The following is a 25,606-nucleotide window of genomic DNA, read 5'->3' as shown; positions in this document are numbered from 1 at the left end:
AATGATCGCGCGCTCTTCAACGCTGAGTTCGGAATAGGACATAGGGGCAGCACCGTACCGGAAAGGTCAGGTGTTGCACTCAGTTTTCGCGGCCGCCGACCATTAATAACTTTTGCCAGTGCACTGAAGGCCACGGCGATGCGGGCGTGTGGCCGCGGGCTGCGCGACGCCATGGCGCATGCACCGGGCCGTAACGAATACTGCAGTTTTGCCGCACACTCGCTAGAATGGCGGCCTTAGTAAAGTTTTGGAGTTTCCCCCTCATGCGCACTTTTCGGTTGGTGATTGCGTGTCCCGACGGCGTCGGCATTGTCGCCAAGGTCAGCAATTTCCTTGCCTCCCACAATGGCTGGATCACTGAAGCAAGCCATCACTCGGATGACCAGAGCGGTTGGTTCTTTATGCGTCATGAGATTCGTGCCGACTCTCTGCCGTTCGGGCTGGAAGCTTTTCGTGAGGCATTTGCGCCAATCGCCGAAGAGTTTTCGATGGAGTGGCGCATTACCGATACAGCGCAAAAAAAGCGTGTGGTGTTGATGGCGAGCCGCGAGTCTCACTGCCTGGCCGACCTGCTGCACCGCTGGCACAGTGATGAGCTCGATTGCGATATCTCTTGCGTGATTTCCAACCATGATGACTTGCGCAGCATGGTCGAGTGGCACGGCATCCCGTTTTACCATGTGCCGGTTGACCCGAAGAACAAAGAGCCGGCGTTTGCCGAAGTCTCGCGTCTGGTCAAACATCACGCTGCTGAAGTTGTAGTGCTGGCGCGTTATATGCAAATCCTGCCGCCCGATCTGTGCCGTGAATACGCGGGTCAGGTCATCAACATTCACCACAGCTTCTTGCCTTCGTTTGTTGGCGCCAAGCCTTATCACCAGGCATCGCTGCGTGGCGTGAAGTTGATCGGCGCAACTTGCCATTATGTGACGGAAGAGCTGGACGCCGGCCCGATCATCGAGCAGGACGTGGTTCGTGTCAGCCATAGCGACAGCATCGAAGACATGGTGCGTTTCGGTCGTGATGTCGAGAAGATGGTGCTGGCCCGTGGCCTGCGTTATCACCTTGAGGATCGCGTGCTGGTGCACGGCAACAAAACGGTCGTGTTTTAAGCGACCGTTCGCTGCACACCCTGACACTGTGGGAGCCAGCTCCCACAGAATCGTCGCCGTTCCAGGGGAGGTGTCATGACTGATCCGCTCGACAAGGCCACGTCCAGCGCGCCAGCCACGCTGGGGGAGGGGTGTTTGAGTCGTTATGACCCGGATGCGCTCAGCCCCGAGGACGGCACCGACTTTCCTGACGCCGCCAGGCTTTGGGAGGCGATGCAGGCAGCTGCAAACCCTGAGCTTGAAGCTGCCTGCCCCGGATCAAATCCGGAAACTGCCCACCAGTTGCTTCAGGCGGGCAGCCTGCTGTTCCAGATCGGTACACGCACGAAGCGTTGACTGAAGGTTTTCAACGCCTTCCTGGTTGAGCGTGTTGATTTCCGTAATGTCCATATTGATCGATTCGACCACCGAGGTTTGCTCTTCGGTTGCCGTCGCCACCGACTGGTTCATGCCGTCAATCTCCCCGATCCGCTCGGTCACGCTGATCAGGCGCTCGCCTGCGCGGTTGGCGATTTCCACGCTGTCCTGGCTGTGACGCTGGCTTTCTTCCATGGTGCTCACTGAGCCCCGTGCGCTGACCTGCAACTCTTCGATCATTTTTTGCACTTGCTGCGCCGATTCCTGGGTGCGGTGCGCCAGGTTGCGCACTTCGTCGGCCACCACGGCAAAACCACGCCCGGCTTCGCCTGCGCGAGCGGCTTCAATGGCGGCGTTAAGTGCCAGCAAGTTGGTTTGCTGGGAAATGCTGGTGATCACTTCAAGGATCTGTCCGATGTTCACGGTCTTGTCATTCAACGACTCGATATGACCGCTGGAAGTGCCGAGCATTTGCGACAGTTGCTGCATGGAGTTGATGCTGCGTTCGACCACTTGCTGTCCTTCTTCAGCCAGGCTGCGCGCATCGCTGGCCTGATGTGAGGCGAGGGCGGCGTTGCGGGCAATTTCCTGGGCGGCGGCCCCCAGTTCATTGATGGCGGCAGCAACACTGTTGGTGCGGCTCGCTTGCTCGTCAGAATTGAGCATCGATGAGTTGGATGCACTGACGACCCGCAGGGCGACTTCGTTGACCTGCTCGGTGGCCGAGGCCACTTCGCTGATGGAAACGTGGATACGTTCGACAAAGCGGTTGAACGCACTGCCCAGCGTGCCGAACTCATCCTGGGATTCAACCACCAGCCGGCGGGTCAAATCGCCTTCGCCTTCGGCGATGTTCTGCATGGCGCGGGTCATCACGTGCAGCGGCTGCATCAGCAGGCGGATCAGCAGGCCGAGCAGGGCGATGATCGAGACTACGGCAATCACCGTTGCAACAACTGCGTTGGTGCGCAATGTGCTGAGCATCGCGAAGGCTTGTTCTTTATCGATCGACAGGCCGATGTACCAGTTGACGTTGCCCAGCCCTTTGACGGGGGTGAAGGTCACAATCCGGGTTTTACCGTCGACCTGAATCTCGCTGATGTCGGCGCTGATCGGTGGCGTGCCCTGCGAGTAAATATCCTTCAGGTTTTTGGTCACCAGGGTTTTGTCGGGGTGTACCAGGATTTGGCCGTCTGCACTGATCAGGAAGGCGTAACCCATACCGTCGAAATTCAAGGCGTTGATGCTGTCAGTGATGGTTTGCAGCGTCAGATCCGCACCGACCACGCCGAGGGTTTGCCCGGCTTTCTTGACCGAGGTGCCAATGGAAATAATCATCTGGCCGGTCACGGCGTCGATATAGGGCTCGGTCAGGCTTGAGCGGTTGCTGTTCTGCGCGTCCTTGTACCAGGGCCGGCTACGCGGGTCGAAACCGTCGGGCATTTTGCTGTCAGGGCGAATGGTGAAATCGCCCTGGTTGTCGCCAAAGTAGACCGCCATAAAAGTGCTGCTCAGAGCTTTTTGTTCCAGCAAGCTGGCGGTATGGGCGAGTTCTGGATTAATGGCGATCGATTCTGCGAGGTTCTCGACCAGCAAAATCCGGCCGCCGAGCCAGTTTTGAATGTTGTTGGCCGTTATGCCGCCCATTTCATGTAGATAGCTCTCCAAATCTTCACGGATGGCATTGCGCTGCAAGTAGTCGTTGTACAGCGTAAATAGCGAGAAGGCGGCTATTACGATCAGGGACGCGGCAAGCAGGATTTTATGGCTGAAACGCAGGTTTTTATTCATGACTTGAAGGGTCCGCTAAGGTCTAAAAGTGTGAGGCTTACACTCTGGTAAGGCGCATGCTCCACACTTCACTGCCGCAAGAGGGCAAGTGGTCTGTTTATCAAGGCGCTTTATGACGCTAAATCCGGTTTTTTCTGGTCTAGCATTGAGGGTGTATCGACCCGCGATCGCGAAAGATTAATCAAAGGTGGCAAAATGCCTGATTCTTCAGCTCTAGTACTCGGTGCCGACCTCTCGGGTCAGTCCATTGCTCAATCATTGCGCCTGGCAAACCGCCACGGCCTGGTCGCAGGTGCCACGGGGACGGGCAAAACCGTCACTCTTCAACGCTTGGCCGAGCAGTTCAGCGATGCGGGGGTTGCGGTCTTTGCCGCTGACATCAAAGGCGATCTGTGCGGTCTGGGAGCGGCCGGCAACCCCCAGGGGAAAATCGCGGAGCGGATTGCCGGCATGCCGTGGCTTAACTACCAGCCCAAGGCGTATCCGGTGACGTTATGGGATATACAGGGCAAAACCGGTCATCCGTTACGCACAACCTTGAGTGATATGGGGCCGCTGCTGTTAGGCAGTCTGCTGGAGCTGACCGACAGCCAGCAGTCGGCGCTCTATGCCGCGTTCAAGGTGGCAGATCGCGAAGGCCTGCTGTTGCTTGATCTCAAGGATCTCAAGGCACTGCTCAACCATCTGCGTGATAACCCGGAGGTTCTGGGGGATGACGCGGCCCTGATGACCACCGGCTCCAGCCAGGCACTTCTGCGTCGCCTGGCAACCCTCGAGCAGCAGGGCGCCGAAGCCCTGTTCGGTGAGCCGGCATTGCAACTGGAAGATATTTTGCAGCCGACCGGCGATGGCCGCGGACGGATTCATCTGCTCGATGCCAGTCGCCTGGTGCATGAGGCGCCGAAGGTGTACGCAACCTTTCTATTGTGGTTGCTGGCAGAACTTTTCGAGCAGTTGCCGGAGCGCGGCGATGCGGACAAGCCCTTGCTGGCGCTGTTTTTCGACGAGGCGCATTTGCTGTTTGCCGGAACACCCAAGGCGTTGCAGGACCGTTTGGAACAAGTGGTCCGGCTGATTCGCTCCAAGGGTGTCGGGGTGTATTTCGTCACTCAATCCCCGGCGGATTTGCCCGACACGGTGCTGGCGCAGTTGGGGTTGCGTATCCAGCACGGGTTGCGGGCCTTCACGGCAAAAGAGCAAAAATCCCTCAAGGCGGTCGCAGACGGTTTTCGACCGAACCCGGCGTTCAATACGTTGGGGGTACTGACCGAGCTGGGCACGGGCGAAGCGCTGGTGGGCATGCTTGAAGACAAGGGCACGCCAGCCATGGTCCAGCGGGTGCTGATTGCTCCACCACAATCGCGCATCGGCCCGCTCACTGAAACCGAGCGCGCGGCGCTGATTGCCGGCTCGCCTTTGCAGGGGCGTTACGACAAGCCCGTTGATCGAGAATCGGCCTACGAAATCCTGATGGCACGCAAAGGGTTGGCCCCTGAAGCACCAGCCCAGGGTTCCACCCCGGCCGCGCCTCACGAGCCGGGGCTGCTTGATCAGGCCGGGGACTTTTTGGGAACTGCCGCCGGCAAGGCGTTGCAATCCATGGCGCGCCAGGCCGCGAACCAGATGGGCCGTCAGCTGGTTCGAGGGCTGCTGGGTTCGTTGCTGGGTGGCAGCAAGCGCAAGTAAGGCAGATGAGTAACCTGTAGCTGCGACGGGCAAGAACAAAGGTTCAACGGCCCTTATCGCAGCCAGCGGCTACAGGCTTTCAGTGTTGTTGGGGCTTTGGCTTGGCGTGACTGGCCAGGCGCTCGAGGGCGGCGCGCAATGCCGGGTCGGTAATGCCGTCGGCCGTGGCCTGGATCGTCTGGGCGGCATCAGAGGACAAGTCCAGCGTGTGCCCGGCGACCTTGGCCAGCACCGTGGGCGGTTGCACCTTGAACAGGATTCGGGTCAGGCTGGCGAACTCGTCAAACACCTGCAATTGGCGCAGCAGGCGCTTTTGCTGGTAACGCAAGCGCGTGGCCCAGTGCCCGTCGGTCACGATCAGCAACAAACTTCCTTCGCGCCATGAAGCCACGTGGCAATGTTCGCGTGCGGCAGGCTGGAGCTGGCTTTCAAGCAAGCGTTGCAGGTGCCCCAGGCGCTTGGCATGACCAAAAATGGCTTTTAGGGGCTTGGCCTCGCGGAGCAGGACGGAGGGTGCCCGTGCTGGATGTGGGCGAAATGCCATGTTCAAACACCTGATAAAACCGAGCTGCAATCTTAGCAGAAGCCTGCCTCTCACTGTTCCGGGCTCAGATAAATCTGAATTTATTTATGAAATCAATGAGTAACTTCTTGTGCTAATGGGTTGAAGTTCAGCAAAAAGCCCTTATTTTAGGGAGGCCCCTTCACAACGCAGTACCAGTATCGTGGAATAACGCCACTTTCCTCACCGCCGTTTCCGGGTAGAATGCTCGTTCGCATGCGGCCATCAGGGCTGCTCGGGCGACTCTCGGGGCCGCCCTCCATCCCTATGTGTGGAAGATCCTGCCGATATGTTTGCGCCTTTGTTAAAGAAACTTTTTGGAAGCAAGAACGAGCGCGAAGTTAAACGCATGCTCAAGACAGTACAGGTCGTCAATTCCTTCGAAGAGCAGATGGTTGCCCTGACCGATGAGCAATTGCGCGCCAAGACCGAAGAGTTCAAGGCCCGCATAGCCAAAGGTGAGACCCTCGACCAACTGTTGCCAGAAGCCTTTGCGGTCTGCCGCGAAGCCGGTAAGCGTGTCATGGGCATGCGTCACTTCGACGTACAGCTGATCGGCGGCATGACCTTGCACGAAGGCATGATCGCAGAAATGCGTACGGGTGAAGGCAAGACCTTGGTAGCAACCCTTGGGGTTTACCTCAATGCGCTGTCCGGCAAAGGCGTACACGTGATCACCGTGAACGACTACCTGGCGCGACGTGATGCCAACTGGATGCGTCCACTTTACGAATTCCTGGGTCTGACGGTTGGTGTTGTAACACCGTTCCAGCCGCCTCAGGAAAAGCGCGAAGCCTACGCCGCCGACATCACATACGGTACCAACAACGAGTTCGGCTTCGACTACCTGCGCGACAACATGGCTTTCAGCATGGAAGAAAAATTCCAGCGCGAGCTCAATTTCGCAGTGATCGACGAAGTCGACTCCATCCTGATCGATGAAGCCCGTACCCCGCTGATCATCTCCGGCCAGGCCGAAGACAGTTCCAAGCTGTACACCGAAATCAACAAGCTGATCCCGCGTCTTGAGCTGCACGTCGAGGAAGTTGAAGGCGAAGTCACCAAGGCTGGCCACTTCACGATCGACGAGAAGACCCGCCAGGTTGAGCTGAACGAAGCCGGTCACCAGTTTGTTGAAGACATGCTGACCCAGATCGGTCTGCTCGCAGAGGGCGAAAGCCTGTACTCCGCGCATAACCTGGGCCTGTTGACCCACGTGTACGCGGCACTGCGCGCCCACAAGCTGTTCAATCGCAACGTTGAATACATCGTTGAAGACGGCCAGGTACTGCTGGTCGACGAACACACCGGTCGTACCATGCCGGGCCGTCGTCTGTCCGAAGGCCTGCACCAGGCGATTGAAGCGAAAGAAGGCCTGAACATTCAGGCAGAGAGCCAGACCCTGGCTTCGACCACCTTCCAGAACTACTTCCGTCTGTACAACAAGCTGTCGGGCATGACCGGTACTGCCGACACCGAAGCATTTGAATTCCACCAGATCTACGGCCTGTCGGTGATGGTTATCCCGCCGAACAAGCCGCTGGCCCGTAAAGACTATAACGACCTGGTGTTCCTCACTGCGGACGAGAAGTACGCGGCAATCGTTGCTGACATCAAGGACTGCATGACCAAGGGTCGTCCGGTACTGGTGGGTACGGCAACCATCGAAACCTCGGAACACATGTCCAGCCTTCTGAACAAGGAAGGTATTGAGCACAAGGTTCTGAACGCCAAGTTTCACGAAAAAGAAGCTGAAATCATTGCACAGGCCGGTCGTCCGGGCGCACTGACCATTGCTACCAACATGGCGGGTCGTGGTACTGACATCCTGTTGGGCGGTAACTGGGAAGTGGAAGTGGCTTCCCTTGAAAACCCGACTCCTGAGCAGATCGCACAGATCAAGGCCGACTGGCAAAAACGTCACCAGCAAGTACTGGAGTCGGGTGGCCTGCACGTGATCGCTTCCGAGCGTCATGAATCGCGCCGTATCGACAACCAGCTGCGTGGTCGTGCCGGTCGTCAGGGTGATGCCGGTTCCAGCCGTTTCTACCTGTCGCTTGAAGACAGCCTGATGCGCATCTTCGCCTCTGACCGGGTGAAGAACTTCATGAAGGCCCTGGGCATGCAGTCTGGCGAAGCGATCGAGCACCGTATGGTGACCAACGCTATCGAAAAGGCGCAGCGCAAGGTTGAAGGTCGCAACTTCGACATCCGCAAGCAATTGCTGGAGTTCGATGACGTCAACAACGAACAGCGTAAAGTGATTTATCACATGCGTAACACGTTGCTGGCCGCTGACAATATTGGCGAAACCATCGCCGACTTCCGCAAGGACGTTCTCGACAGCACCATCAGCGCGCATATCCCGCCTCAATCGTTGCCGGAACAGTGGGACGTCAAAGGTCTGGAATCTGCAATCGAAAGCGGCTTTGGTGTGAAACTGCCGATCCAGCAATGGCTCGACGAAGATGACCACCTGTACGAAGAAACCCTGCGTGAGAAGCTGCTGAACGAACTGATTGCGGCTTACAACGAGAAAGAAGAGCAGGCCGGCGCTGACGCGTTGCGCACGTTCGAGAAGCAGATTGTTCTTCGTGTACTGGATGACTTGTGGAAAGACCACCTGTCGACCATGGACCACCTGCGCCACGGTATCCACTTGCGCGGCTATGCGCAGAAGAATCCGAAGCAGGAGTACAAGCGCGAGTCGTTCAACCTGTTCTCCGAGCTGCTTGATTCGATCAAGCGTGATTCGATCCGTGTACTGTCCCATGTACAGGTTCGCCGTGAAGATCCTGTCGAAGAGGAATCCCGTCTGCGTCAGGAAGCTGAAGACCTGGCTTCACGCATGCAGTTCCAGCATGCCGAAGCGCCGGGCCTCGACCAGCCGGATGCGCTGGCCAAGGTGCTGGAAGGCGCCGATGTGGCTGACGTCGTGACCGAACCTGTTCGTAGCGAGCCGAAGCTGGGCCGCAACGAGCTGTGCTACTGCGGCTCGGGTAAAAAATTCAAGCATTGTCACGGGCAAATCAACTAAAGCCCGCTTCAATTGCTGAAACACCTGCGCCGCGACCGGCATTAGCCGTCGCGGCGTTTTACCATTGAATTCCCGTCCCTTTGCGGCGGCGCACAGAACTTATTTTTAGGAGCGCGTCATGGCTGTTGGTCTTGGTCCTTTGCCTGTTTTGCACCCGGTTGCCGGTTTTGAGCTGGGTATTGCTTCAGCCGGTATCAAGCGTCCAGGGCGCAAGGATGTGGTTGTGATGCGCTGCGCCGAAGGTTCCAGCGTGGCGGGCGTATTCACCCTGAATGCGTTTTGCGCAGCACCGGTCATTTTGGCCAAGCAGCGTGTGAAAGGCTCTGTCCGATACCTGCTGACCAACACCGGCAATGCCAACGCGGGCACCGGTGAGCCTGGCCTGGCAGCGGCTACACGCACGTGTGATGCGCTGGCCAAGCTGGTCGGTGTTGATGCCAGTGCCGTACTGCCGTACTCCACCGGTGTGATTGGCGAGCCACTGCCGGTCGAGAAAATCGAAGGCGCACTGCAAGCCGCGCTGGATGACTTGTCCGAGAGCAACTGGGCAGAGGCCGCCATCGGTATCATGACCACCGACACCTTGCCCAAAGGTGCCAGTCGTCAGTTCGAGCACGAAGGCGTGACCATCACCGTGACTGGCATCAGCAAGGGTGCAGGCATGATTCGTCCAAACATGGCCACCATGCTGGGCTATATCGCCACCGACGCCAAAGTCTCACGCGGAGTGCTGCAAAACTTGCTGCTCGATGGCGCGAACAAGTCGTTCAACCGCATCACTATCGATGGCGATACCTCGACCAACGATTGCTGCATGCTGATCGCCACCGGCAAGGCTGCTTTGCCAGAAATCACTGAAGCCAGCGGCCTTCTGTTTGCGGCGCTGAAGCAGGCGGTGCTCGAAGTCTGCATGGAAGTGGCCCAGGCCATCGTGCGCGACGGCGAAGGCGCCACCAAGTTTGTCACCGTTGAGGTCAATGGCGGGGCCAACCATCAGGAATGCCTGGACGTGGGTTACACCGTGGCCCACTCGCCGTTGATCAAGACCGCGCTGTTTGCCTCGGACCCGAACTGGGGTCGCATCCTGGCCGCCGTGGGCCGTGCTGGCGTGCCGGATCTGGACGTCAGCAAGATTGACGTATTCCTCGGTGAAGTCTGCATCGCCAGTGGCGGCGCCCGTTCAGCTGCGTACACCGAGGAGCAGGGTTCGGCGGTGATGGCTCGTGAAGAAATTACCATCCGTATCGAGTTGGGCCGCGGCGCATGCAGCGAGACCATCTGGACCACGGATCTGTCTCACGAGTACGTGAAAATCAACGCCGAATACCGTACCTGAGTCGTCTCGACATCACGGGCCTGCCAGTGGACTCTGCACGGCTGGCCCCGTGATTTTGCTCTCGCTTTTTCTCAAGGTGCCTTCATATGAGCTTCCACCTGATCATCGGCGACAAGTTGCATTCTTCGTGGTCCCTGCGTAGCGCGTTGGCGCTGGATCTGGCGGGTGCTTCCTATACTGAGCAACTGATCAAGCTGGGCCAGCCTGATACCCGTGCACTTATCCTGCAGCACTCGGCGACGGGCAAAGTACCGTTGTTGAAGACTGAGCACGGCACCATCGCCGATTCGTTGGCGATTGCGGAATACCTGAATGAACGCTTTGCGGCGGCTCAATTGTGGCCGGCAGATATCGCTGCGCGGGCTCAAGCCCGATCGGCGTGTGCACAGATGCACAGTGGCTTTTTTGGCCTGCGAGGCAATTTGCCATTTGATTTGAGCCATGATCGGGCGCTGGTACCCATGCCGGACGAGGCTCGGGTCGATATCGAAAGAATGAGCGCTCTGTGGGCGGAGTGCCGCGCAGTGGCAACCGAGAGCGGGCCTTATCTGTTCGGGCGACTGAGCGTGGCAGATGCGTTTTTCGCACCGGTGGCTGTGCGCCTTCGTACTTATCGCGTTGCCCTCTCGGCAGCAGATGAAGCTTATGTTGACGCCATTTACCAGTGGCCTGCGTTTAAAGCCTGGCAACAGGCCGGATTAGAGGAAGTACAAGGGTGAAACGAGTTCATGTGGCTGCGGCCGTTATCCGGGGTGCAAACGGCAAGATACTGATCGCTCGTCGCGCTGATACCCAGCATCAAGGCGGGCTTTGGGAGTTTCCCGGTGGCAAGGTTGAGGCCGGGGAGTCTGTCGAGGCTGCGTTGGGCCGCGAATTGAAGGAAGAGCTGGGCATTGTGGTAGAGGCGGCTCGCCCCTTGATCAAGGTTCAGCACGATTACCCTGACAAGCACGTTCTGCTGGATGTATGGGAGGTTTCGGCTTTTTCCGGTGAGCCCCATGGTGCGGAAGGCCAGCCATTGGCATGGGTCAGCCCGCGGGAATTGGCGGATTACGCGTTCCCTGAGGCCAACCAGCCGATTGTCGCGGCTGCACGTTTGTCCGATCAATACCTGATCACCCCGGACGAGCTTGAAGCACCGCAGCTTCTGCGCGGCATACAAAAGGCGGTTGCGGGCGGTATCAAGCTGGTTCAGCTGCGTGCGCCCAACGGTTATGACCCCAAGTACCGCGATCTGGCGGTGGATGCCACCGGCTTGTGTGCAGGCAAGGCGCAACTGATGCTCAAGGGGCCGCTGGAGTGGTTAGGGGATTTTCCTTCCGCCGGTTGGCATTTGACTGCCGCGCAATTGCGCAAGTACGCGCCCAAGGGCAGGCCTCTTGCGAAAGATCGCTGGCTGGCGGCTTCGTGCCATAACGCTGAAGAACTGGCGCTGGCTGAGCAGATGGATGTGGACTTTGTCACCTTGTCCCCGGTGTTGCCGACCCTGACGCACCCTGATGCACAGCCTTTGGGTTGGGAGCAGGCGCAGCAGTTGATCGCCAGCTTCGGCAAACCGGTGTTTTTGTTGGGTGGTTTGGGGCCGGATGATCGTCAGCAGGCGTGGGATATCGGTGCCCAAGGTGTTGCCGGCATTCGGGCGTTCTGGCCAGAAGCTTAAAACCTGGCAAGGTGTGCAGGGGGCTTTTGTGGGAGCTGGCTTGCCAGCGATGGTGTCAGCCCCCCACAGGTCTTTGTCTGGCGGTTAAGCTTTCGGCTTGGTCGCCGCCTGCCACAGGATTTCTGAAATTCCCTGGCGCCTGGCAATCAGGCGCGCTGCGACAAACAGCAAATCAGACAAACGATTGATATAAGCCAACCCCACCCCGGCCAACGGTTCCAGCGCATTGAGCTGCTGGCAGCGGCGTTCGGCGCTGCGCGCCAGGCAGCGGCAAACATGGGCTTGGGCGATCAGGCTCGAACCACCGGGCAGAATGAAATTCTGCAGCGGGCCCAATTCTTCGTTCCAGCGATCAATCGCGGCTTCGAGCCGTTCGATTTCTGCGTTGTCGAGCGCCTGGTACACCGGCATCGCCAGTTCCCCTCCCAGGTCAAACAACCGGTGCTGGCAGGGCTCAAGCACTTCAATCAGCTCGTTGAGGCCTGGGTTGCGGGCGCTGTGCTCGGAAAGCCCGGCAAGGAGCAGGCCGACCTGACTATTAAGTGTATCGACTTCGCCGATAGCTTCGATCCGGGGGTGATCCTTGGGCACACGACGGCCGTCGCCAAGTCCTGTCTCGCCCTTGTCGCCGGTGCGGGTATAAATTTTCGATAAGCGAAAGCCCATGTTTACTGTTCCACCTTGATTGATTCGTCGCAGGCTATCAGATTGCCAGCCAAAGGCAGGCGCAGGGTGAAGCAAGTACCTTGGCCAAAGGTTGAATGCACTTCCATTTGCCCCTTGTGGTTATTGGTGATGATGAAGTACGACACGGACAGGCCCAGCCCCGTGCCCTGGCCCACTTCCTTGGTGGTGAAGAAGGGTTCGAAAATCCGTTTTCGCACAGGCTCCGGCATTCCGACACCGTTGTCCTCGACCTGGATTTCGGCCCATGGCGGGTTCAGTCGGGTACGCAGGGTAATGCGCCCCGGCTCATGCTTGTCGGTGCGTTGATGAATCGCCTGGGCGGCATTTTTCAACAGGTTTAACAACACCTGCTCCAGTTCATTGGGGATGACAGGCACGGGGCCGAGTTGTGGGTCGAACTGGCGAACAATGGCTTGCCCCATGAAGTCAAAGCCAATGGCCAAATCAAAATCATTGCTGGCGATATCCAGAGCCTGGTCAATCAGTGCCGATAAATCGCAGGGGCTCATTTGCCGGTTACTGCGGCGGCTGAAGCTGAGCATGTGGGTCACGATTTTTGCCGCCCGCGCACCGGCCTGCTGAATGCCGTCCAGGAGCTTGGGGACTTCCCGGGCCAGCAGGTATTTATTGACCACATCCAGGTCGATGCCGATCTGTTCGGCCTGTTCGATGTTCTTGGGCAGATCGTTCGACAGGCGCCGGCGAATGTTCTGCACGTTGTGCAGGATGGCGCCCAGTGGGTTGTTGATCTCGTGGGCCATGCCGGCAGCCAGTCCGCCGACGGAAAGCATCTTTTCTGACTGCACCATCATGTCTTCCAGCGACAGGCGCTGGGTAATGTCATCGATCCGGATGACCACGCCGCGCCCGCCGCCGCCCATGAGCGGGTAGAAGGTCAGGGCGTAGTGGCGGGCGTCTTCGCCCTGGCCCCAGGTGACGCGTTCAATTTTTACCACCCGATGGTGGTCTATGGTGTCCTTGAGCTGTGGCAGAAAGGGCTTGAGGGGTTCAAAGGCCAGATAAATCGGCTTGTTCAGCGCTTCGTCCAACTCTGTCCCCGACAGGGCGCTGGCTTCCTGGTTCCATTGCGTCACATAGAGCTGTTCGTCCAGTGCTATCAGGGCCGAAGGCATGGAGTCGATGATGCAGTTCAGGTAGTTCTGAAAACCTGTGAGTTTTTTCTCGATTTTGCTGCGTACCTGTACTTCCAGCTCCAGTTTGCGATTGGTATTGCGGGTTTCTTCAGCCAGCGCCTGAGCCTGGTCGTACGCAGCCTGGGCTTCATCCCTGGCACGCTGTAGCTCCTGGTCGCGTACTTCGATGCGCGACAGCATGGTATTGAATGCTCTGGCCAGGCTGCCGATCTCGTCGTTGTTGCCTGGCGCTGCGCGTAATGCGTAGTTCTCTTCCCGGGTGACCTGGCGAGACAGCTCTTCAAGCCGGTGAATGGGCTGGGTGATCAGGCGCTTGATCTGGCGTGCCACCACGAACCACAGCAAAACGCTGAATACCAGAATCCCCAGGCTGGCAGTCAGAGTGCCGGTGTAGAAGGCCATGGGCAGTTCACTGCTGGCGACCAGCAGCAAATGCCCGGGAGGCTGATCACCGTGGTGCAGGCGTGTGACCTGATGGCTGCGCAGCTCGGTCAGGCTCCAGGCTTCAATCTGGCGATAGTGCTCCGGGAGCGGCAGGTGCTCACCGTGTTGCAACTGCACCAGCAGGTTGCCGGCACTGTCATAAATCGCGGCGGCGCGCAGCGGGGCATAGCTGCCGATTTCATTGAGCAGGGCTTTGGCTTTGTCTGGCGAGTCCAGCGCCTGAACGATCAGGTCGGGGTTGGCGGTCAACTGGCCCAGTGTCTGTAAGGCCTGAGGCGCAGTGCTCTCGTGGGAGATCCAGTACGCCACGCTGATAAACGTCAGATTGGCCACCAGCAGCACGGTAGCCAGCAGCACGAGGAGGGCGGCCAGCAGTTTCTGGCCGACCGGGAGGTTTTCGAGGCGCTGGCGCAAGGGCATGGGGCGGCCACATAGAGAAGGACAAGCTGGCAGGGTAGCGCGGCCCTCAGTCGCAGGGCAATCCGTGCTGCTGCAGGTATTGGGTCAGGCGTTGGTGCAAGTGTTGCAAGTGTGGCACGGCGAACTGTCGGCTGCGGGCGGCTTCGCAGGCATAGCCCAGCAGGTAGCTGATTTCGGTGCGCCGGCCCTGGCTGGCATCCTGGTGCATGGAGGAGAAGTTGTTGGCGGTGGCCAGGATCACCCGGTTTACTTCTGCGGCCAGATCGACAGCGGCGTCAGCCTGGCCGCAGTGCTCAAGCAGGGCGCCGAGTTCGGTGCACAGGATGCTCACGTCTTCGCCGTGCGCTTGCAGGCCGCCATTGCGGCAGTCGTGGAGCACCGTCAGTGGGTTGATCGCACAGTTAAGTGCCAGTTTGCGCCATAGACGGCTCAGAATATTCGGGCTCCATTCGTGCGCAATACCGCTACGCTGAAGCTCTTCAAGCCATTGCGGGGCCTGGCCTTGATCGGCATCGCCCAGCCAGGTGTGGCCAAGGCCGGCAAATACCACGCGCCAGTCATCTTCGCGAAAGGCCCCTTCGGTGCTGGAGGCGAAGATGCAGCGAGCTTGGGGCACGAGGGCGGCCACGGCTTGCTGGCTGCCGAGGCCATTCTGCAGCAGGATCAGCTCTGCACCCGGGGCAAGTCGCCCGGCGATTTGCGCAACGGCCTGTTCTGCGTCATAGGCCTTGCACGTGACCAACAGGCGCTGGATTGGCTCGTTGGTGTCCGGGGTCTGTGCGTTGATGGCCCATTGTTGTGCGTGTGGGCCTTCAACCAATGTCAGGCCCTGTACCGCGTTGTACGCGTTCAGGCGGGCAGGGTTGCGCAAGATGAGCTTGACGGGCAGCCCCGCCCGCGCCAGTCGGGTGGCCCACAATGCACCCATGCTGCCGGCACCTAGAATGTACCAGGTGGTCGATACCCGGGCGGGCGTGTCTGGAAGGCGTTGAGGCATGGCCGAATCTGGCATGTGAGCTCGCAAGTGAATGAGGTCGAAGAACCGCTATAATGCCCGCGCATTTTAACTGTCAGGTCAGGCGTGCTCCATCTGTGTTGAGCGCGCCCTTTATTATTGGAGAAAATTACATGCCGTCGTTCGACGTGGTATCCGAACTGGACAAGCACGAAGTCACCAACGCCGTCGAGAACGCCGTCAAGGAACTGGACCGTCGTTATGACCTCAAGGGCAAAGGCACTTTTGAGTTCAAGGAGAAGGACCTGACGGTGAACTTGACCGCTGAAGCCGACTTCCAGCTGGAGGCCATGATCGAGATCCTCAAGCTGGCACTGGTCAAGCGCAAGATCGACGTTCAGTGCCTTGAGGTCAAGGACGCTTATGCTTCGGGCAAGCTGATGAAGCAGGAAGCCGTGCTCAAGGAAGGCATTGATAAAGAGCTGGCGAAGAAGATCGTTGCTCACGTAAAGGATGCCAAGCTCAAGGTACAAGCCGCTATTCAGGGCGAGCAAGTGCGCATTACCGGCAAAAAGCGTGATGACTTGCAGGACGCAATTGCTGCCCTGCGGGCCAAAACGTTCGACATGCCACTGCAGTTCAATAACTTCCGCGACTGATCACGGGCTCGGGGAACCTCTGGCGGTCATTGACGTCCGACCTCCCTGGGCGCTGCAAAAACGATTGAGCGGCTAAGCTGCTCAATCGTCTTGCTGAATACATGACGCTGCCGGGTAATGGCGCGAGGAGATGTAAATGGATTTGAATGCTGAAGTCGATCAATTGATCAAGACCTCACAGTCTTGGCTTCCTATGATCATGGAATACGGTAGTCGTGTACTGCTTGCATTGATCACGCTGGCAGTAGGCTGGTGGTTGATCAACCGCCTGACCGTCAAGATTGGGCAACTGCTGGCGCTGAGAAAGGCCGATCTGGCGCTGCAAGGCTTTATCAGCAGCCTGGCCAATATCATTCTAAAGATACTGCTGATCGTCAGCGTAGCTTCAATGATCGGCATCCAGACTACGTCGTTTGTGGCGGCCATCGGTGCTGCGGGTCTGGCCATCGGTCTGGCGTTGCAGGGCAGCCTGGCCAATTTTGCCGGGGGGGTACTGATCCTGTTGTTCCGCCCGTTCAAGATCGGTGACTGGATCGAAGCGCAAGGTGTGAGCGGTACTGTCGACAGTATCCAGATCTTTCACACCGTGTTGCGCACCGGTGACAACAAAACCGTCATCGTGCCAAACGGCAACCTGTCCAACGGCATCATCACCAACTACAACCGTCAACCGACGCGCAAGGTGGTGTTTGATGTGGGTGTGGACTATGAGGCGGATCTGCAGAAGGTGCGTGAAGTGTTGCTGGCGCTGGCCGATGACCCGCGCGTGCTGAAACATCCTGCTCCTGTTGTGGTGGTGACTGCCTTGGGCGAAAGTGCGATCACCATGTCGCTGCGCGTTTGGGTTAACACGCCGGATTACTGGGATGTGCTGTTTATGCTTAACGAGCACTCCCGTGATCGCTTGAAAGCCGAAGGTGTTGATATTCCTTTCCCACAGCGTGTAGTTCGTGTGGTTCAGGAAGTGGCTGCGGAATAAGGCCGGACACTGCATCTGATAGTTGAGTCGGGTACGGGTAAACAATTAAAGGGGCGAATGCCCCTTTAATTGTTTTTGTCGCTTGTGGTCGCCGTTGCGAATGCAAGATCGGACACATATGCATAACTGATAATTAGTTGCATTCGATGTTGTTAGTTAGCTTGCTATATAACTTGGTTTTATGTCGGCCAATAAAAAGCCACGCCCTGAGACAGGTGCGTGGCTTTCACTAAACAGTGTGTTTGCAACTAGAGCCCTAAGGCCTTGGTTACAAGATGTTCAGTGGGTACTCGGCAATGATACGTACGTCGTTGTTGTCTGTGCCGTTCACGCTGTTGTTGCCGTTGGTGCGGTAAACCGCGCTACGCAGACGCAAGGACAGGTCTTTGGCCGGGCCTTCCTGCAATACGTATTTGGTCTCGAAGTCGAACTCGTGCTCTTTGCCTTCGCCCGTGCTGGTGGAGATGTTATCGCCTTTAACATAGCGAGCCATGAAGCTCAGGCCTGGAACGCCGTAGCTGGTCATGTTCAGGTCGTAGCGACCCTGCCAGGAGCGTTCGTCACGTTGGTTAAAGTCGGAGTACTGCACGGAGTTAGCGAGGAAGATACTGCCGCCACCATCGATGCCGTAGTTGTAACCGCTGTCACCGGTGGAGCGCTGGTGAGCAACGGTGAACTTGTGTGCGCCGATGCTGTAAGCCGCTGCCAAGCTCCAGATCTTGTTGTCCACGTCGCCCAGCAGTTCTTTGCCGTCGCTGGTGGTTTTATAGCCGTTGAAGTCGAAGTTCAGGGCCTGAGACTCTGCGATAGGCAGGGTGTAGTTCAGGTTGATGTACTGCTTCTTGAAGTAGTCTTCAACGTCGGATGCAGCCACGCCACCGACAAAGTTGTCAGTGAACTGGTAGGTCGCGCCAGCGATGTTGGCAGCAGTCAGGCCAGCTGCGCCTGGACCGTTGATGCTGTCACGAGCCATACCTGTCTGCGAGCTCAGGGCGGTGAAGCGACCTGCGGACAACTCAAGACCCTTGATTTCATTGCTGGTGATCAAGGTACCGGTAGCAACTTCTGGCAGCAGACGGCTGTCGTCGGTGGAGAATACCGGGCTGGAAACGAACTGGTTGCCGTATTTCAGAACGGTGTCGGAGAGACGGAACTTGACCGCGCCGCCCATTTTAGACTGGGTATCTTCCGGAGAACCGTCGCTCTTGGTGGCGAACAGACCGTTGCCTTGGCGACCAGCGCCGCCGTCCAGGCGTACTGTGCCCATGGCGAAAGCATCAACGCCGACACCGATGGTGCCCTGGGTGAAGCCGGACTGGTAGTTAAGCAGTTCGCTCAGGCCCCAATCTTCGCGATAACCACTTTTAAAGCCGCCGCCTGGCTTGGCAATGTTGCCAGCGCCATTACGGAAGTCACGGTTCATGTACAGCATGCGGGTTTTGGAAGTCAGCTTGCTGTCTTCAACGAAACCTTTGGCATCGTCCTGGGACGAGGCCATTGCGAACTGGGTAGTACCGGCTGAAACAGCCAGGGCGATCATGCTCCACTTCATCACGCGCATCGTGATTTGCTCCTTTGGTTTTTAGGAAGAGTACTGCCGTCCCACCTGAATTTATTATCTGGGCGGCTCTTTCTTTTTGTGTCGGCGCAAACTTATATCACGCCGGCAATGTTGGCGATACTTGCTCTCATAAGCTTTCAGCTTCTTTACAGCTGCGTCGCAAATTGCACCCTACATGTCGCAAGCGCGTAGCGTTGTGCCTGGTTTCAGCATGTACTTAGTGCTGTTTTTCGCGTCGGGCGTATAGGTGTGGTACACGCTTTCTGCGCAACAAAACTCCAAATTCCTACGGTTCAGCTATTGTTATCTATCGTCAGGCTTCTGCACTCCGGCGCAAGCTCTGACGACTATGTAATGCTCTATGCAACAAGCATGCTCAAACTGCAGTATCTGGAAAAAATAAATACTTTTTCTCTTTTTCGAGCGCTGAGGCCTGATGTGGCTTGGGTCAAATGGCGATAAGGCGGAGTCCGACTGGCTGCATTTCGTTGCAAAGAGACGTTTTCGTTGCATGTGTGATCTTGAAACGTTACCGGTTAACACCTGTTGGGGTGGTCGGTGACGTTTTAGCGCACTAAAAGCATTCGCGCTGTGCAGTTTTGGTGCACAAGTGTTTAAAGGGTGTTGATTGAGCGTGTGGCGCGGTATTTCGGGTGGGCATCCGTGGTTGCTGGCGTGATATGGGTACCAATCAAGGGTATCCTTCACTTCTGTCATTTGGCGGCTGATGAGTCTCATCGTCCGTTGAATCGAACTGAAACGAACGGTCAAACAGGAGAGCCCCCAGTGTTCGCTTTGGATACACGTCTTCAAGAGGATACCTGGCTGATAGGGGACTTCCCCTTGTGCCGCTTGCTGCTTTCCAATGATTCGAATTACCCCTGGTTCATTCTGGTACCTCGTCGTGAGGGTATAACCGAATTATTTCAATTGGATGACCATGACCAGCAACTGATGTGGGGTGAGACGACTGCCTTGGCGCGGGTGCTTAAAGAGGTCTTCGGTGCTGATAAAATGAATGTTGCCACATTGGGTAATGTTGTCAGCCAGTTGCACATGCATGTGATTGTTCGTTATCAGGCTGACGTGGCATGGCCTGGGCCGGTTTGGGGCAAGCATCCTGCACAACCGTATACGCAGGCAGATGTATGCGCTGTCCGGGACAGGCTGGCGTCGGCTTTTGACGCTGGTTTCACTTTTTCGGAGGGTTGATTGTGACGCTTGAAGCGCGAGTGATGGACCTTGAAAGTCGTTTGGCTTTTCAGGACGACACCATTCAGGCATTGAATGATGTGCTGGTGATGCAGCAGAACGCGGTAGATCGTTTGCAAATGCAGATGGCTGCGCTGCTCAAGCGCCAGGAAGAAATGGGCGGGCAGTTCGAGTCATTTGAGGAAGAAGCGCCGCCTCCTCACTATTAAGTCTTTTCGCGGGCAAAAAAAAACCGCGACCAGCCAAGCTGGTCGCGGTTTTTTTCAGGCTGAAATCAGCGGCGCGGCAGCGCTGCGATCACGTCTTCAGCTTGGAGGCCTTTGTCGCGGTTCATAACGGAGAACTCGACGCGCTGCCCTTCCACCAGAACCCGGTGGCCTTCGCCACGAATGGCGCGAAAGTGAACGAAGATATCATCGCCGGAATCTCGGGAGATAAACCCGAAGCCCTTCGAGGTGTTGAACCACTTTACAGTTCCTGTATCGCGGTTGGTCATGTCATAGCTTTGCGAGGACGTCGAAGGTGACGATTTGTAGAAGCTGACAGCCAGATGAAGCAATACCGCAATTACTGCCGGGGTAAGGCCTAGCAGAACAGCGGGCTGGTCACCGATCGGCAGCAGCAGGCCGAACAGGGTAAGGGTTTGCAGTACAACGGAAAGCACCAGAAGGGCGCTGACCAGATTTTGCAGTTGGTGACGCGGGCCTTTATTCCAGAACGGAATGACTGGAGCCAGTGTCAGGTTCAACAGGCCAAAAAAAGCCAGATAAAGAGCATCAGGATGTTGGAGGTAAGGTTGTGCTTCAGATTGCAGGCTGGGAATAAAGGACAGCAGCAAAGCCGCTGCACCCGTTAGCAGGTGGACGATTTTCAACATTTCAATTGACTCACATTAAGATGGATCGCAAGGAAGAGCTGATGGCACACGGTTCGCTTCAGAAAAAAATGGAGGCGCTGGACACGTGCGGTCATCAGCCTATGCGTCCTCGCCAGAGGCTTGGAAAGGGCGACACGCTGCCTATTTAACAGCAAAGCTTGGGGCTACTCAAATTAAGCGTATTGAGATACCTGTAGGGGCTCCTGCAGGGGGAGCGCCCACTAAATCCTTAATCTCACGAAAGCCGTGTCCTAGACGCATGTAGTCCATTGGTTTCGGGCTGGGCGTGTGATGCTGTCTGGCAGTAACTAAGTGTAAATGCGGCTGGAGTCGATGTGATGGCAACCGTTGGTCGTGAACTTTCGTTTTTTTGGTGTGGCGGTTCTGGGGGAAGGTGGTTGCGCTATCCGGGGAGCGTGTTGGTGTATGTGCCGGTATTTTGCGCAAGTGCGTAATTGTCTGTTAGGGGGTTGCAGTGGTGAAGTTTGTCTTCGGCTATATAAGCAGGTGCGTAAAGGTGTGCACTTTTAAATTGTATTCAGTATTCGTCTTTGTGTTTGCCAGTGGGCGTATTTAGAGTCGTCTAGGAGTGTTTGTTGAAGAGGCGTGCGTCATTCCTTTTTATTAATTGACTGCCCATGCGCGGGTCCACGCACCCCTGTGGTCGGGCCGTTCGCGAGGCATTCGGGCTCGCCCATATTCTCCGGGGGCGCCGAGAGCCCTCCTACAGGTATGAGGGTTTGATCCGCTGGATATGAATTTTTACATATTGTTTTATGAGGTCAGTTCTTCAAAAAAATATTGCTCGATTTTATTAGCGTGCAAGGGAGTGCTCTAACAATGGGACGATTGATTCGGCAAGAAAACGCAGGAGGTAGATTACTGCAAAGAGTTGGGGTTGACCCCGTGGTTCTTGATTTCGGAATGACCCTGGCCCGGCCACTTTCACGATCAGTCAGGTTGAATGGTTTTGCCACCTGTTTAAGGCTCGAAGAAGTGTACTGGGAAGTTCTGTCCGATATTTCGCGTATTAATGATTGTTCAATTAATACGCTGCTGTCTTACATTGACCGTGAAGTGCACTTGCGGCATGGGGGGGTAAAAAACTTCAGCGGGCTCATTCGGGTTGTCTGCGTCATGCATTTATTGAAAGCGGTACGGGATTCTCGGGGGGCGGCGCAAGAACAGGTGTTTGTGGGGTGAGGAGGTGTGGCTGGCTGGAGGAGGAGGGCGTTCGATGGCTTGTAATCGCACAATATTTATGATGCATTTGAGGCGTTCTGGCTGCTCATGCGGCTGCAATAGCTCGATTTACCATATATAATCTCGCCCTTTGCTGCGTGGCCCTCTTTAAGGGTTGCCGCTAACGGATTGTCGAGACGCGCCAATGCCCATGTACGATTACCAATGTGCTTCCTGTGGTCATCAACTGGAAGCCATTCAAAAGATCAGCGCCCCACCGCTGGTCGATTGTCCTGCCTGTCAGGCACCTGAACTGAAGAAAATGCTGTCCATGCCAGGCTTTCGCCTCAGCGGTACAGGCTGGTACGAAACAGACTTCAAGACAGGCTCGAAAAAGAATCTGGCAGGCGGCGATAAATCCGACTGAGGTAGAACGAACGCAGTCAGAACACAAGCGGGCTCTTGCATTGTTACCAGCACCGTCGGTGCGCAAGACCTCCACCGAATTTCGAATTACGAGAAGTGAAACCACTACCATGATGCGCAGCCATTATTGCGGCCAACTGAACGAAAGCCTGGAAGGCCAGGAAATTACCCTTTGCGGATGGGTCCATCGTCGCCGTGACCACGGTGGGGTGATTTTCCTCGATATCCGTGATCGTGATGGTCTGGCCCAGGTGGTGTTTGACCCGGATCGCGCCGAGACCTTCGCTGCCGCTGACCGTGTGCGCAGTGAGTACGTGGTAAAGATCACCGGCAAGGTGCGTCTGCGTCCGGCCGGCGCAGGCAATGCCAACATGGCGTCGGGCATGATCGAAGTGCTGGGTTACGAGCTGGAAGTATTGAACGAAGCGGAAACCCCGCCGTTCCCGCTCAACGAGTTCTCCGACGTTGGCGAAGAAACCCGCCTGCGCTATCGCTTTATCGACCTGCGTCGCCCGGAAATGCTCGAGAAGCTGCGTCTGCGTTCGCGCATGACCACCAGCATCCGTCGCTTCCTGGACGAAAACGGCTTCCTTGACGTTGAAACACCAATCCTGACTCGTGCGACGCCAGAAGGCGCACGTGACTACCTGGTACCAAGCCGTACCCACGCCGGTTCTTTCTTTGCCTTGCCGCAATCGCCGCAGCTGTTCAAGCAGCTGTTGATGGTTGCCGGTTTTGATCGCTACTACCAGATCGCCAAATGCTTCCGTGACGAAGACCTGCGTGCCGACCGTCAGCCTGAATTCACTCAGATCGACATCGAAACCAGCTTCATGAACGAAGCTGAGATCATGGGCCTGACTGAAGAGATGATCCGCAACCTGTTCAAGGAAGTGCTGGGTCTGGAATTCGGTGAGTTCCCGCACATGACCTGGGAAGAGGCCATGCGCCGTTTCGGTTCCGACAAGCCTGACCTGCGTAACCCGCTGGAACTGGTTGATGTTGCCGATCAGCTCAAGGATGTGGAATTCAAGGTATTCAGCGGCCCGGCCAACGATCCTAAATGCCGCATCGCTGCACTGCGCGTTCCCGGCGGCGCGAGCATGCCGCGCAAGCAGATCGACGATTACACCAAGTTTGTCGGCATCTACGGTGCCCGTGGCCTGGCCTATATCAAGGTCAACGAGCGCGCCAAAGGTGTTGAGGGTCTGCAATCGCCGATCGTCAAGAACATCCCTGAAGCCAACCTCAATGTGATCCTGGATCGCGTTGGTGCGGTTGATGGCGACATCGTGTTCTTCGGTGCCGACAAGGCCAAGATCGTCAGCGAAGCCCTGGGCGCCCTGCGTATCAAGGTTGGTAACGATCTGAACCTGCTGACGTGCGAGTGGGCACCGATGTGGGTTGTGGACTTCCCGATGTTCGAAGAAAACGCTGATGGCAGCTTCAGCGCCTTGCATCACCCGTTCACTGCACCCAAGTGTTCGCCGCAAGAGCTCGAGGCCAACCCGGCGACCGCTCTGTCCCGGGCCTATGACATGGTGCTCAACGGTACTGAATTGGGTGGCGGTTCGATCCGTATCCACCGCAAGGAAATGCAACAAGCGGTCTTCCGCCTGTTGGGTATCAATGAAGCTGAACAGGAAGAGAAATTTGGCTTCCTGCTGGACGCACTGAAATACGGCGCACCACCCCATGGTGGTTTGGCATTCGGTCTGGATCGTCTGGTGATGCTGATGACCGGTGCCCAGTCGATTCGTGAAGTGATTGCCTTCCCGAAAACCCAGAGTGCTGCCTGCGTCATGACCCAGGCCCCGGGTGTGGTTGATAACAAAGCGCTGAGCGAGTTGCACATTCGTTTGCGCGAACAGCCTAAGGCTGAGTAAAGCTGGCCCTCAAAGGCGCATCTCCGGATGCGCCTTTGTCATTTGGGTCGAGAATTTTTATTGCCGGGCCAAGCCGGGCAAGGTTTTTAAAAGGATTCGGAGTGCGTTATGGCAGGTCATTCTAAGTGGGCGAACATCAAGCACCGCAAAGAGCGTCAGGATGCCAAAAAAGGCAAGATTTTCACCAAGTGGATACGTGAGCTGACCGTAGCTGCCCGCCAAGGCGGTGCTGAGCCGGGTTCTAACCCGCGTCTGCGTCTGGCGCTGGACAAGGCCCTTGGTGCAAACATGAGTCGCGACATCATCGATCGCGCAGTCGCCCGCGGTGCCGGTGCGGCTGATACCGACGATATGGTCGAGCTGAGCTACGAAGGTTATGGTCCTGGCGGCGTTGCCGTGATGGTTGAATGCATGACCGATAACCGTAACCGCACCGCAGCGGCTGTACGTCATGCGTTCAGCAAATGCGGCGGTAACCTTGGCACTGACGGTTCGGTCGCGTATCTGTTTGAGCGCAAGGGCCAGATTTCCTATGCGCCTGGCGTTGATGAAGACGCCTTGATGGAAGCTGCAATGGAGGCTGATGCCGACGACGTGGTGACCAACGATGACGGCTCCATTGACGTATTCACTTCGTTTTCAAGCTTTTATGCGGTTCGCAACGCCCTGGAAGCAGCGGGCTTTGCTCCGACTGATGCCGAGATCGTCATGTTGCCAACCACCAGTGCCGAACTGGATCTGGAAGGGGCTGAAAAGGTGCTCAAGCTGATCGACATGCTTGAGGATCTGGATGACGTACAAAACGTATATTCCAACGCTGAAATTCCTGACGCTGTCCTGGAACAGCTTGGCTGATACACAGGTTGCGTCAATCAAGAGGCCGGAGGTGTGCCGTCGCGATGATCGCGGCGCTGTGCACCTCCGGCTTCTGCCTTTAAGCTGTCCGGGTATGTGCCGGTGGGCGTCACTTCATAAGCTGTAGGCGTTATGACTCTTATTCTTGGTATCGATCCTGGTTCGCGAATCACCGGTTATGGCGTGGTGCGAGACACTGGGCGTGGCTGTGTGTATGTGGCTTCGGGGTGTATTCGCACGGGGAGCGGCGAACTGCATGAGCGGTTGCAGATCGTCTATCGCGGGGTGCGTGAGGTTATTCAGACGTACGGTCCTGTCACTATGGGGATCGAAAAGGTCTTTATGGCGCGCAACGCCGATTCGGCACTCAAGCTGGGTCAGGCCAGGGGCGCGGCCATTGTCGCCGGGGCCGAAGAAAGCCTGGAGATCGCCGAATACTCGGCAACCCAGGTCAAACAGGCCGTGGCAGGCACCGGTGGTGCCAACAAGGAACAGGTGATGATGATGGTCATGCATCTGCTCAAGCTGACCAGCAAACCGCAAATCGATGCGTCGGATGCGCTGGCGATTGCCTTGTGCCATGCGCACACTCGCTCGAGCCTGCTGCCCCATGGCCTGGGCGCAGCGCGCAGCCGTGGTGGGCGTTTGCGGCTCTGAGGCGCGATTTTTAACCTAATTAAGCTTGCTGGCAGGGCGCCATCTGTAATGATGCGGCTCTGTCGTTCTACTTGTCAGCCATTGATCTGGCCAGAGAAAAGGATCTGAAAC

At 56.9% G+C, this 25,606-nt stretch carries 23 protein-coding genes and 1 pseudogene; 16 read left to right on the top strand and 8 right to left on the bottom strand.

Features of this window, described 5'->3' with window-relative positions:
* The first annotated feature begins 263 nt into the window (after positions 1 to 263).
* The gene (purU, locus tag ACZRMS_RS21825) at positions 264 to 1,112 is read left to right on the top strand and encodes a formyltetrahydrofolate deformylase (protein ID WP_463997036.1); all 849 of its coding nucleotides are present in this window, start codon (positions 264 to 266) and stop codon (positions 1,110 to 1,112) included.
* 75 nt (positions 1,113 to 1,187) lie between these two features.
* Positions 1,188 to 1,448, top strand: a complete 261-nt coding sequence (locus ACZRMS_RS21820; RefSeq protein WP_463997037.1) for a hypothetical protein — start codon at positions 1,188 to 1,190, stop codon at positions 1,446 to 1,448.
* Here the strand turns inward: ACZRMS_RS21820 and ACZRMS_RS21815 are convergent.
* Positions 1,371 to 2,135 (bottom strand): methyl-accepting chemotaxis protein, encoded by a 765-nt coding sequence (locus ACZRMS_RS21815; protein WP_420912209.1) that lies wholly within the window; start codon positions 2,133 to 2,135, stop codon positions 1,371 to 1,373. The genes ACZRMS_RS21820 and ACZRMS_RS21815 overlap by 78 nt on opposite strands.
* Before the next feature lie 93 nt (positions 2,136 to 2,228).
* Positions 2,229 to 3,260: pseudogene (locus ACZRMS_RS21810) on the bottom strand (HAMP domain-containing protein); the annotation flags it as partial.
* A 195-nt stretch (positions 3,261 to 3,455) separates the two neighbouring features.
* On the opposite strand from ACZRMS_RS21810, the gene ACZRMS_RS21805 reads away from it, so the two are divergent.
* Positions 3,456 to 4,946 carry a helicase HerA-like domain-containing protein gene (locus ACZRMS_RS21805; RefSeq protein WP_463997035.1) on the top strand — a complete coding sequence of 497 codons (1,491 nt, stop codon included), beginning with the start codon at positions 3,456 to 3,458 and terminating at the stop codon, positions 4,944 to 4,946.
* Positions 4,947 to 5,025: 79 nt separating this feature from the next.
* Here the strand turns inward: ACZRMS_RS21805 and ACZRMS_RS21800 are convergent, their stop codons facing one another.
* Positions 5,026 to 5,490 (bottom strand): DUF721 domain-containing protein, encoded by a 465-nt coding sequence (locus tag ACZRMS_RS21800; protein WP_463997034.1) that lies wholly within the window; start codon positions 5,488 to 5,490, stop codon positions 5,026 to 5,028.
* Positions 5,491 to 5,797: 307 nt separating this feature from the next.
* Here ACZRMS_RS21800 and secA point away from each other — a divergent pair, with 307 nt between their 5' ends.
* The 4 genes from secA (at position 5,798) to ACZRMS_RS21780 (ending at position 11,541) form a co-directional block, all read left to right on the top strand.
* Positions 5,798 to 8,545, top strand: coding sequence for a preprotein translocase subunit SecA (gene secA, locus ACZRMS_RS21795; RefSeq protein WP_463997033.1), 2,748 nt, complete (start codon positions 5,798 to 5,800; stop codon positions 8,543 to 8,545).
* 118 nt (positions 8,546 to 8,663) lie between these two features.
* Positions 8,664 to 9,881, top strand: coding sequence for a bifunctional glutamate N-acetyltransferase/amino-acid acetyltransferase ArgJ (argJ, locus tag ACZRMS_RS21790; RefSeq protein WP_463997032.1), 1,218 nt, complete (start codon positions 8,664 to 8,666; stop codon positions 9,879 to 9,881).
* Positions 9,882 to 9,967: 86 nt separating this feature from the next.
* Positions 9,968 to 10,600, top strand: a complete 633-nt coding sequence (locus ACZRMS_RS21785; protein ID WP_463997031.1) for a glutathione S-transferase family protein — start codon at positions 9,968 to 9,970, stop codon at positions 10,598 to 10,600.
* Positions 10,597 to 11,541, top strand: a complete 945-nt coding sequence (locus ACZRMS_RS21780) for a Nudix family hydrolase (RefSeq protein ID WP_463997030.1) — start codon at positions 10,597 to 10,599, stop codon at positions 11,539 to 11,541. Before ACZRMS_RS21785 ends, ACZRMS_RS21780 begins: the two co-directional genes overlap by 4 nt.
* Positions 11,542 to 11,625: 84 nt before the next feature.
* On the opposite strand, the gene ACZRMS_RS21775 is transcribed toward ACZRMS_RS21780, so the two are convergent.
* Genes ACZRMS_RS21775 through ACZRMS_RS21765 form a run of 3 tightly spaced genes read right to left on the bottom strand, consistent with a single transcriptional unit; the run spans position 11,626 to position 15,243 of the window.
* Entirely contained in the window at positions 11,626 to 12,207 is a 582-nt protein-coding gene (locus ACZRMS_RS21775; protein WP_463997029.1) for a cob(I)yrinic acid a,c-diamide adenosyltransferase, read from the bottom strand.
* A gap of 2 nt (positions 12,208 to 12,209) precedes the next feature.
* Positions 12,210 to 14,246: a sensor histidine kinase gene (locus ACZRMS_RS21770; protein ID WP_463997028.1), complete on the bottom strand. Its 2,037-nt coding sequence runs from the start codon at positions 14,244 to 14,246 to the stop codon at positions 12,210 to 12,212.
* Positions 14,247 to 14,292: 46 nt separating this feature from the next.
* A complete protein-coding gene (locus ACZRMS_RS21765; protein WP_463997027.1) occupies positions 14,293 to 15,243 on the bottom strand; it encodes a putative 2-dehydropantoate 2-reductase in 951 nt (316 codons plus the stop codon).
* A 131-nt stretch (positions 15,244 to 15,374) separates the two neighbouring features.
* Between ACZRMS_RS21765 and ACZRMS_RS21760 the strand changes: the two genes are divergently transcribed.
* Together ACZRMS_RS21760 and ACZRMS_RS21755 are read left to right on the top strand one after the other, a co-directional pair.
* Positions 15,375 to 15,860: a YajQ family cyclic di-GMP-binding protein gene (locus tag ACZRMS_RS21760; RefSeq protein WP_019823277.1), complete on the top strand. Its 486-nt coding sequence runs from the start codon at positions 15,375 to 15,377 to the stop codon at positions 15,858 to 15,860.
* Between the two features lie 136 nt (positions 15,861 to 15,996).
* The gene (locus ACZRMS_RS21755) at positions 15,997 to 16,839 is read left to right on the top strand and encodes a mechanosensitive ion channel family protein (RefSeq protein WP_463997026.1); all 843 of its coding nucleotides are present in this window, start codon (positions 15,997 to 15,999) and stop codon (positions 16,837 to 16,839) included.
* Between the two features lie 268 nt (positions 16,840 to 17,107).
* Here ACZRMS_RS21755 and ACZRMS_RS21750 read toward each other — a convergent pair whose 3' ends face one another.
* Positions 17,108 to 18,400 carry an OprD family porin gene (locus ACZRMS_RS21750; RefSeq protein ID WP_463997025.1) on the bottom strand — a complete coding sequence of 431 codons (1,293 nt, stop codon included), beginning with the start codon at positions 18,398 to 18,400 and terminating at the stop codon, positions 17,108 to 17,110.
* A 786-nt stretch (positions 18,401 to 19,186) separates the two neighbouring features.
* On the opposite strand from ACZRMS_RS21750, the gene ACZRMS_RS21745 reads away from it, so the two are divergent.
* Together ACZRMS_RS21745 and ACZRMS_RS21740 are read left to right on the top strand one after the other, a co-directional pair.
* Positions 19,187 to 19,612, top strand: coding sequence for an HIT family protein (locus ACZRMS_RS21745; protein WP_463997024.1), 426 nt, complete (start codon positions 19,187 to 19,189; stop codon positions 19,610 to 19,612).
* A gap of 2 nt (positions 19,613 to 19,614) precedes the next feature.
* Positions 19,615 to 19,821, top strand: coding sequence for a SlyX family protein (locus tag ACZRMS_RS21740; RefSeq protein WP_003441212.1), 207 nt, complete (start codon positions 19,615 to 19,617; stop codon positions 19,819 to 19,821).
* Between the two features lie 65 nt (positions 19,822 to 19,886).
* Here ACZRMS_RS21740 and ACZRMS_RS21735 read toward each other — a convergent pair whose 3' ends face one another.
* The gene (locus ACZRMS_RS21735; protein WP_463997023.1) at positions 19,887 to 20,489 is read right to left on the bottom strand and encodes a cold-shock protein; all 603 of its coding nucleotides are present in this window, start codon (positions 20,487 to 20,489) and stop codon (positions 19,887 to 19,889) included.
* A gap of 840 nt (positions 20,490 to 21,329) precedes the next feature.
* On the opposite strand from ACZRMS_RS21735, the gene ACZRMS_RS21730 reads away from it, so the two are divergent.
* The 5 genes from ACZRMS_RS21730 to ruvC all read left to right on the top strand — a co-directional run bounded on the left by ACZRMS_RS21730 (position 21,330) and on the right by ruvC (position 25,495).
* Positions 21,330 to 21,692 (top strand): ribbon-helix-helix domain-containing protein, encoded by a 363-nt coding sequence (locus ACZRMS_RS21730; RefSeq protein WP_463997022.1) that lies wholly within the window; start codon positions 21,330 to 21,332, stop codon positions 21,690 to 21,692.
* A gap of 184 nt (positions 21,693 to 21,876) precedes the next feature.
* Positions 21,877 to 22,098 carry an FmdB family zinc ribbon protein gene (locus ACZRMS_RS21725; protein WP_048359691.1) on the top strand — a complete coding sequence of 74 codons (222 nt, stop codon included), beginning with the start codon at positions 21,877 to 21,879 and terminating at the stop codon, positions 22,096 to 22,098.
* 109 nt (positions 22,099 to 22,207) lie between these two features.
* Entirely contained in the window at positions 22,208 to 23,983 is a 1,776-nt protein-coding gene (gene aspS / locus ACZRMS_RS21720; RefSeq protein WP_048359690.1) for an aspartate--tRNA ligase, read from the top strand.
* Positions 23,984 to 24,091: 108 nt separating this feature from the next.
* A complete protein-coding gene (locus ACZRMS_RS21715; protein ID WP_463997021.1) occupies positions 24,092 to 24,838 on the top strand; it encodes a YebC/PmpR family DNA-binding transcriptional regulator in 747 nt (248 codons plus the stop codon).
* A gap of 132 nt (positions 24,839 to 24,970) precedes the next feature.
* Positions 24,971 to 25,495, top strand: coding sequence for a crossover junction endodeoxyribonuclease RuvC (gene ruvC / locus ACZRMS_RS21710; RefSeq protein WP_048359688.1), 525 nt, complete (start codon positions 24,971 to 24,973; stop codon positions 25,493 to 25,495).
* The last annotated feature ends 111 nt before the right edge of the window (positions 25,496 to 25,606 follow it).

It is taken from the genome of Pseudomonas sp. B424, from assembly GCF_055408345.1.
This window is presented reverse-complemented; position numbering and strand designations above follow the sequence as displayed.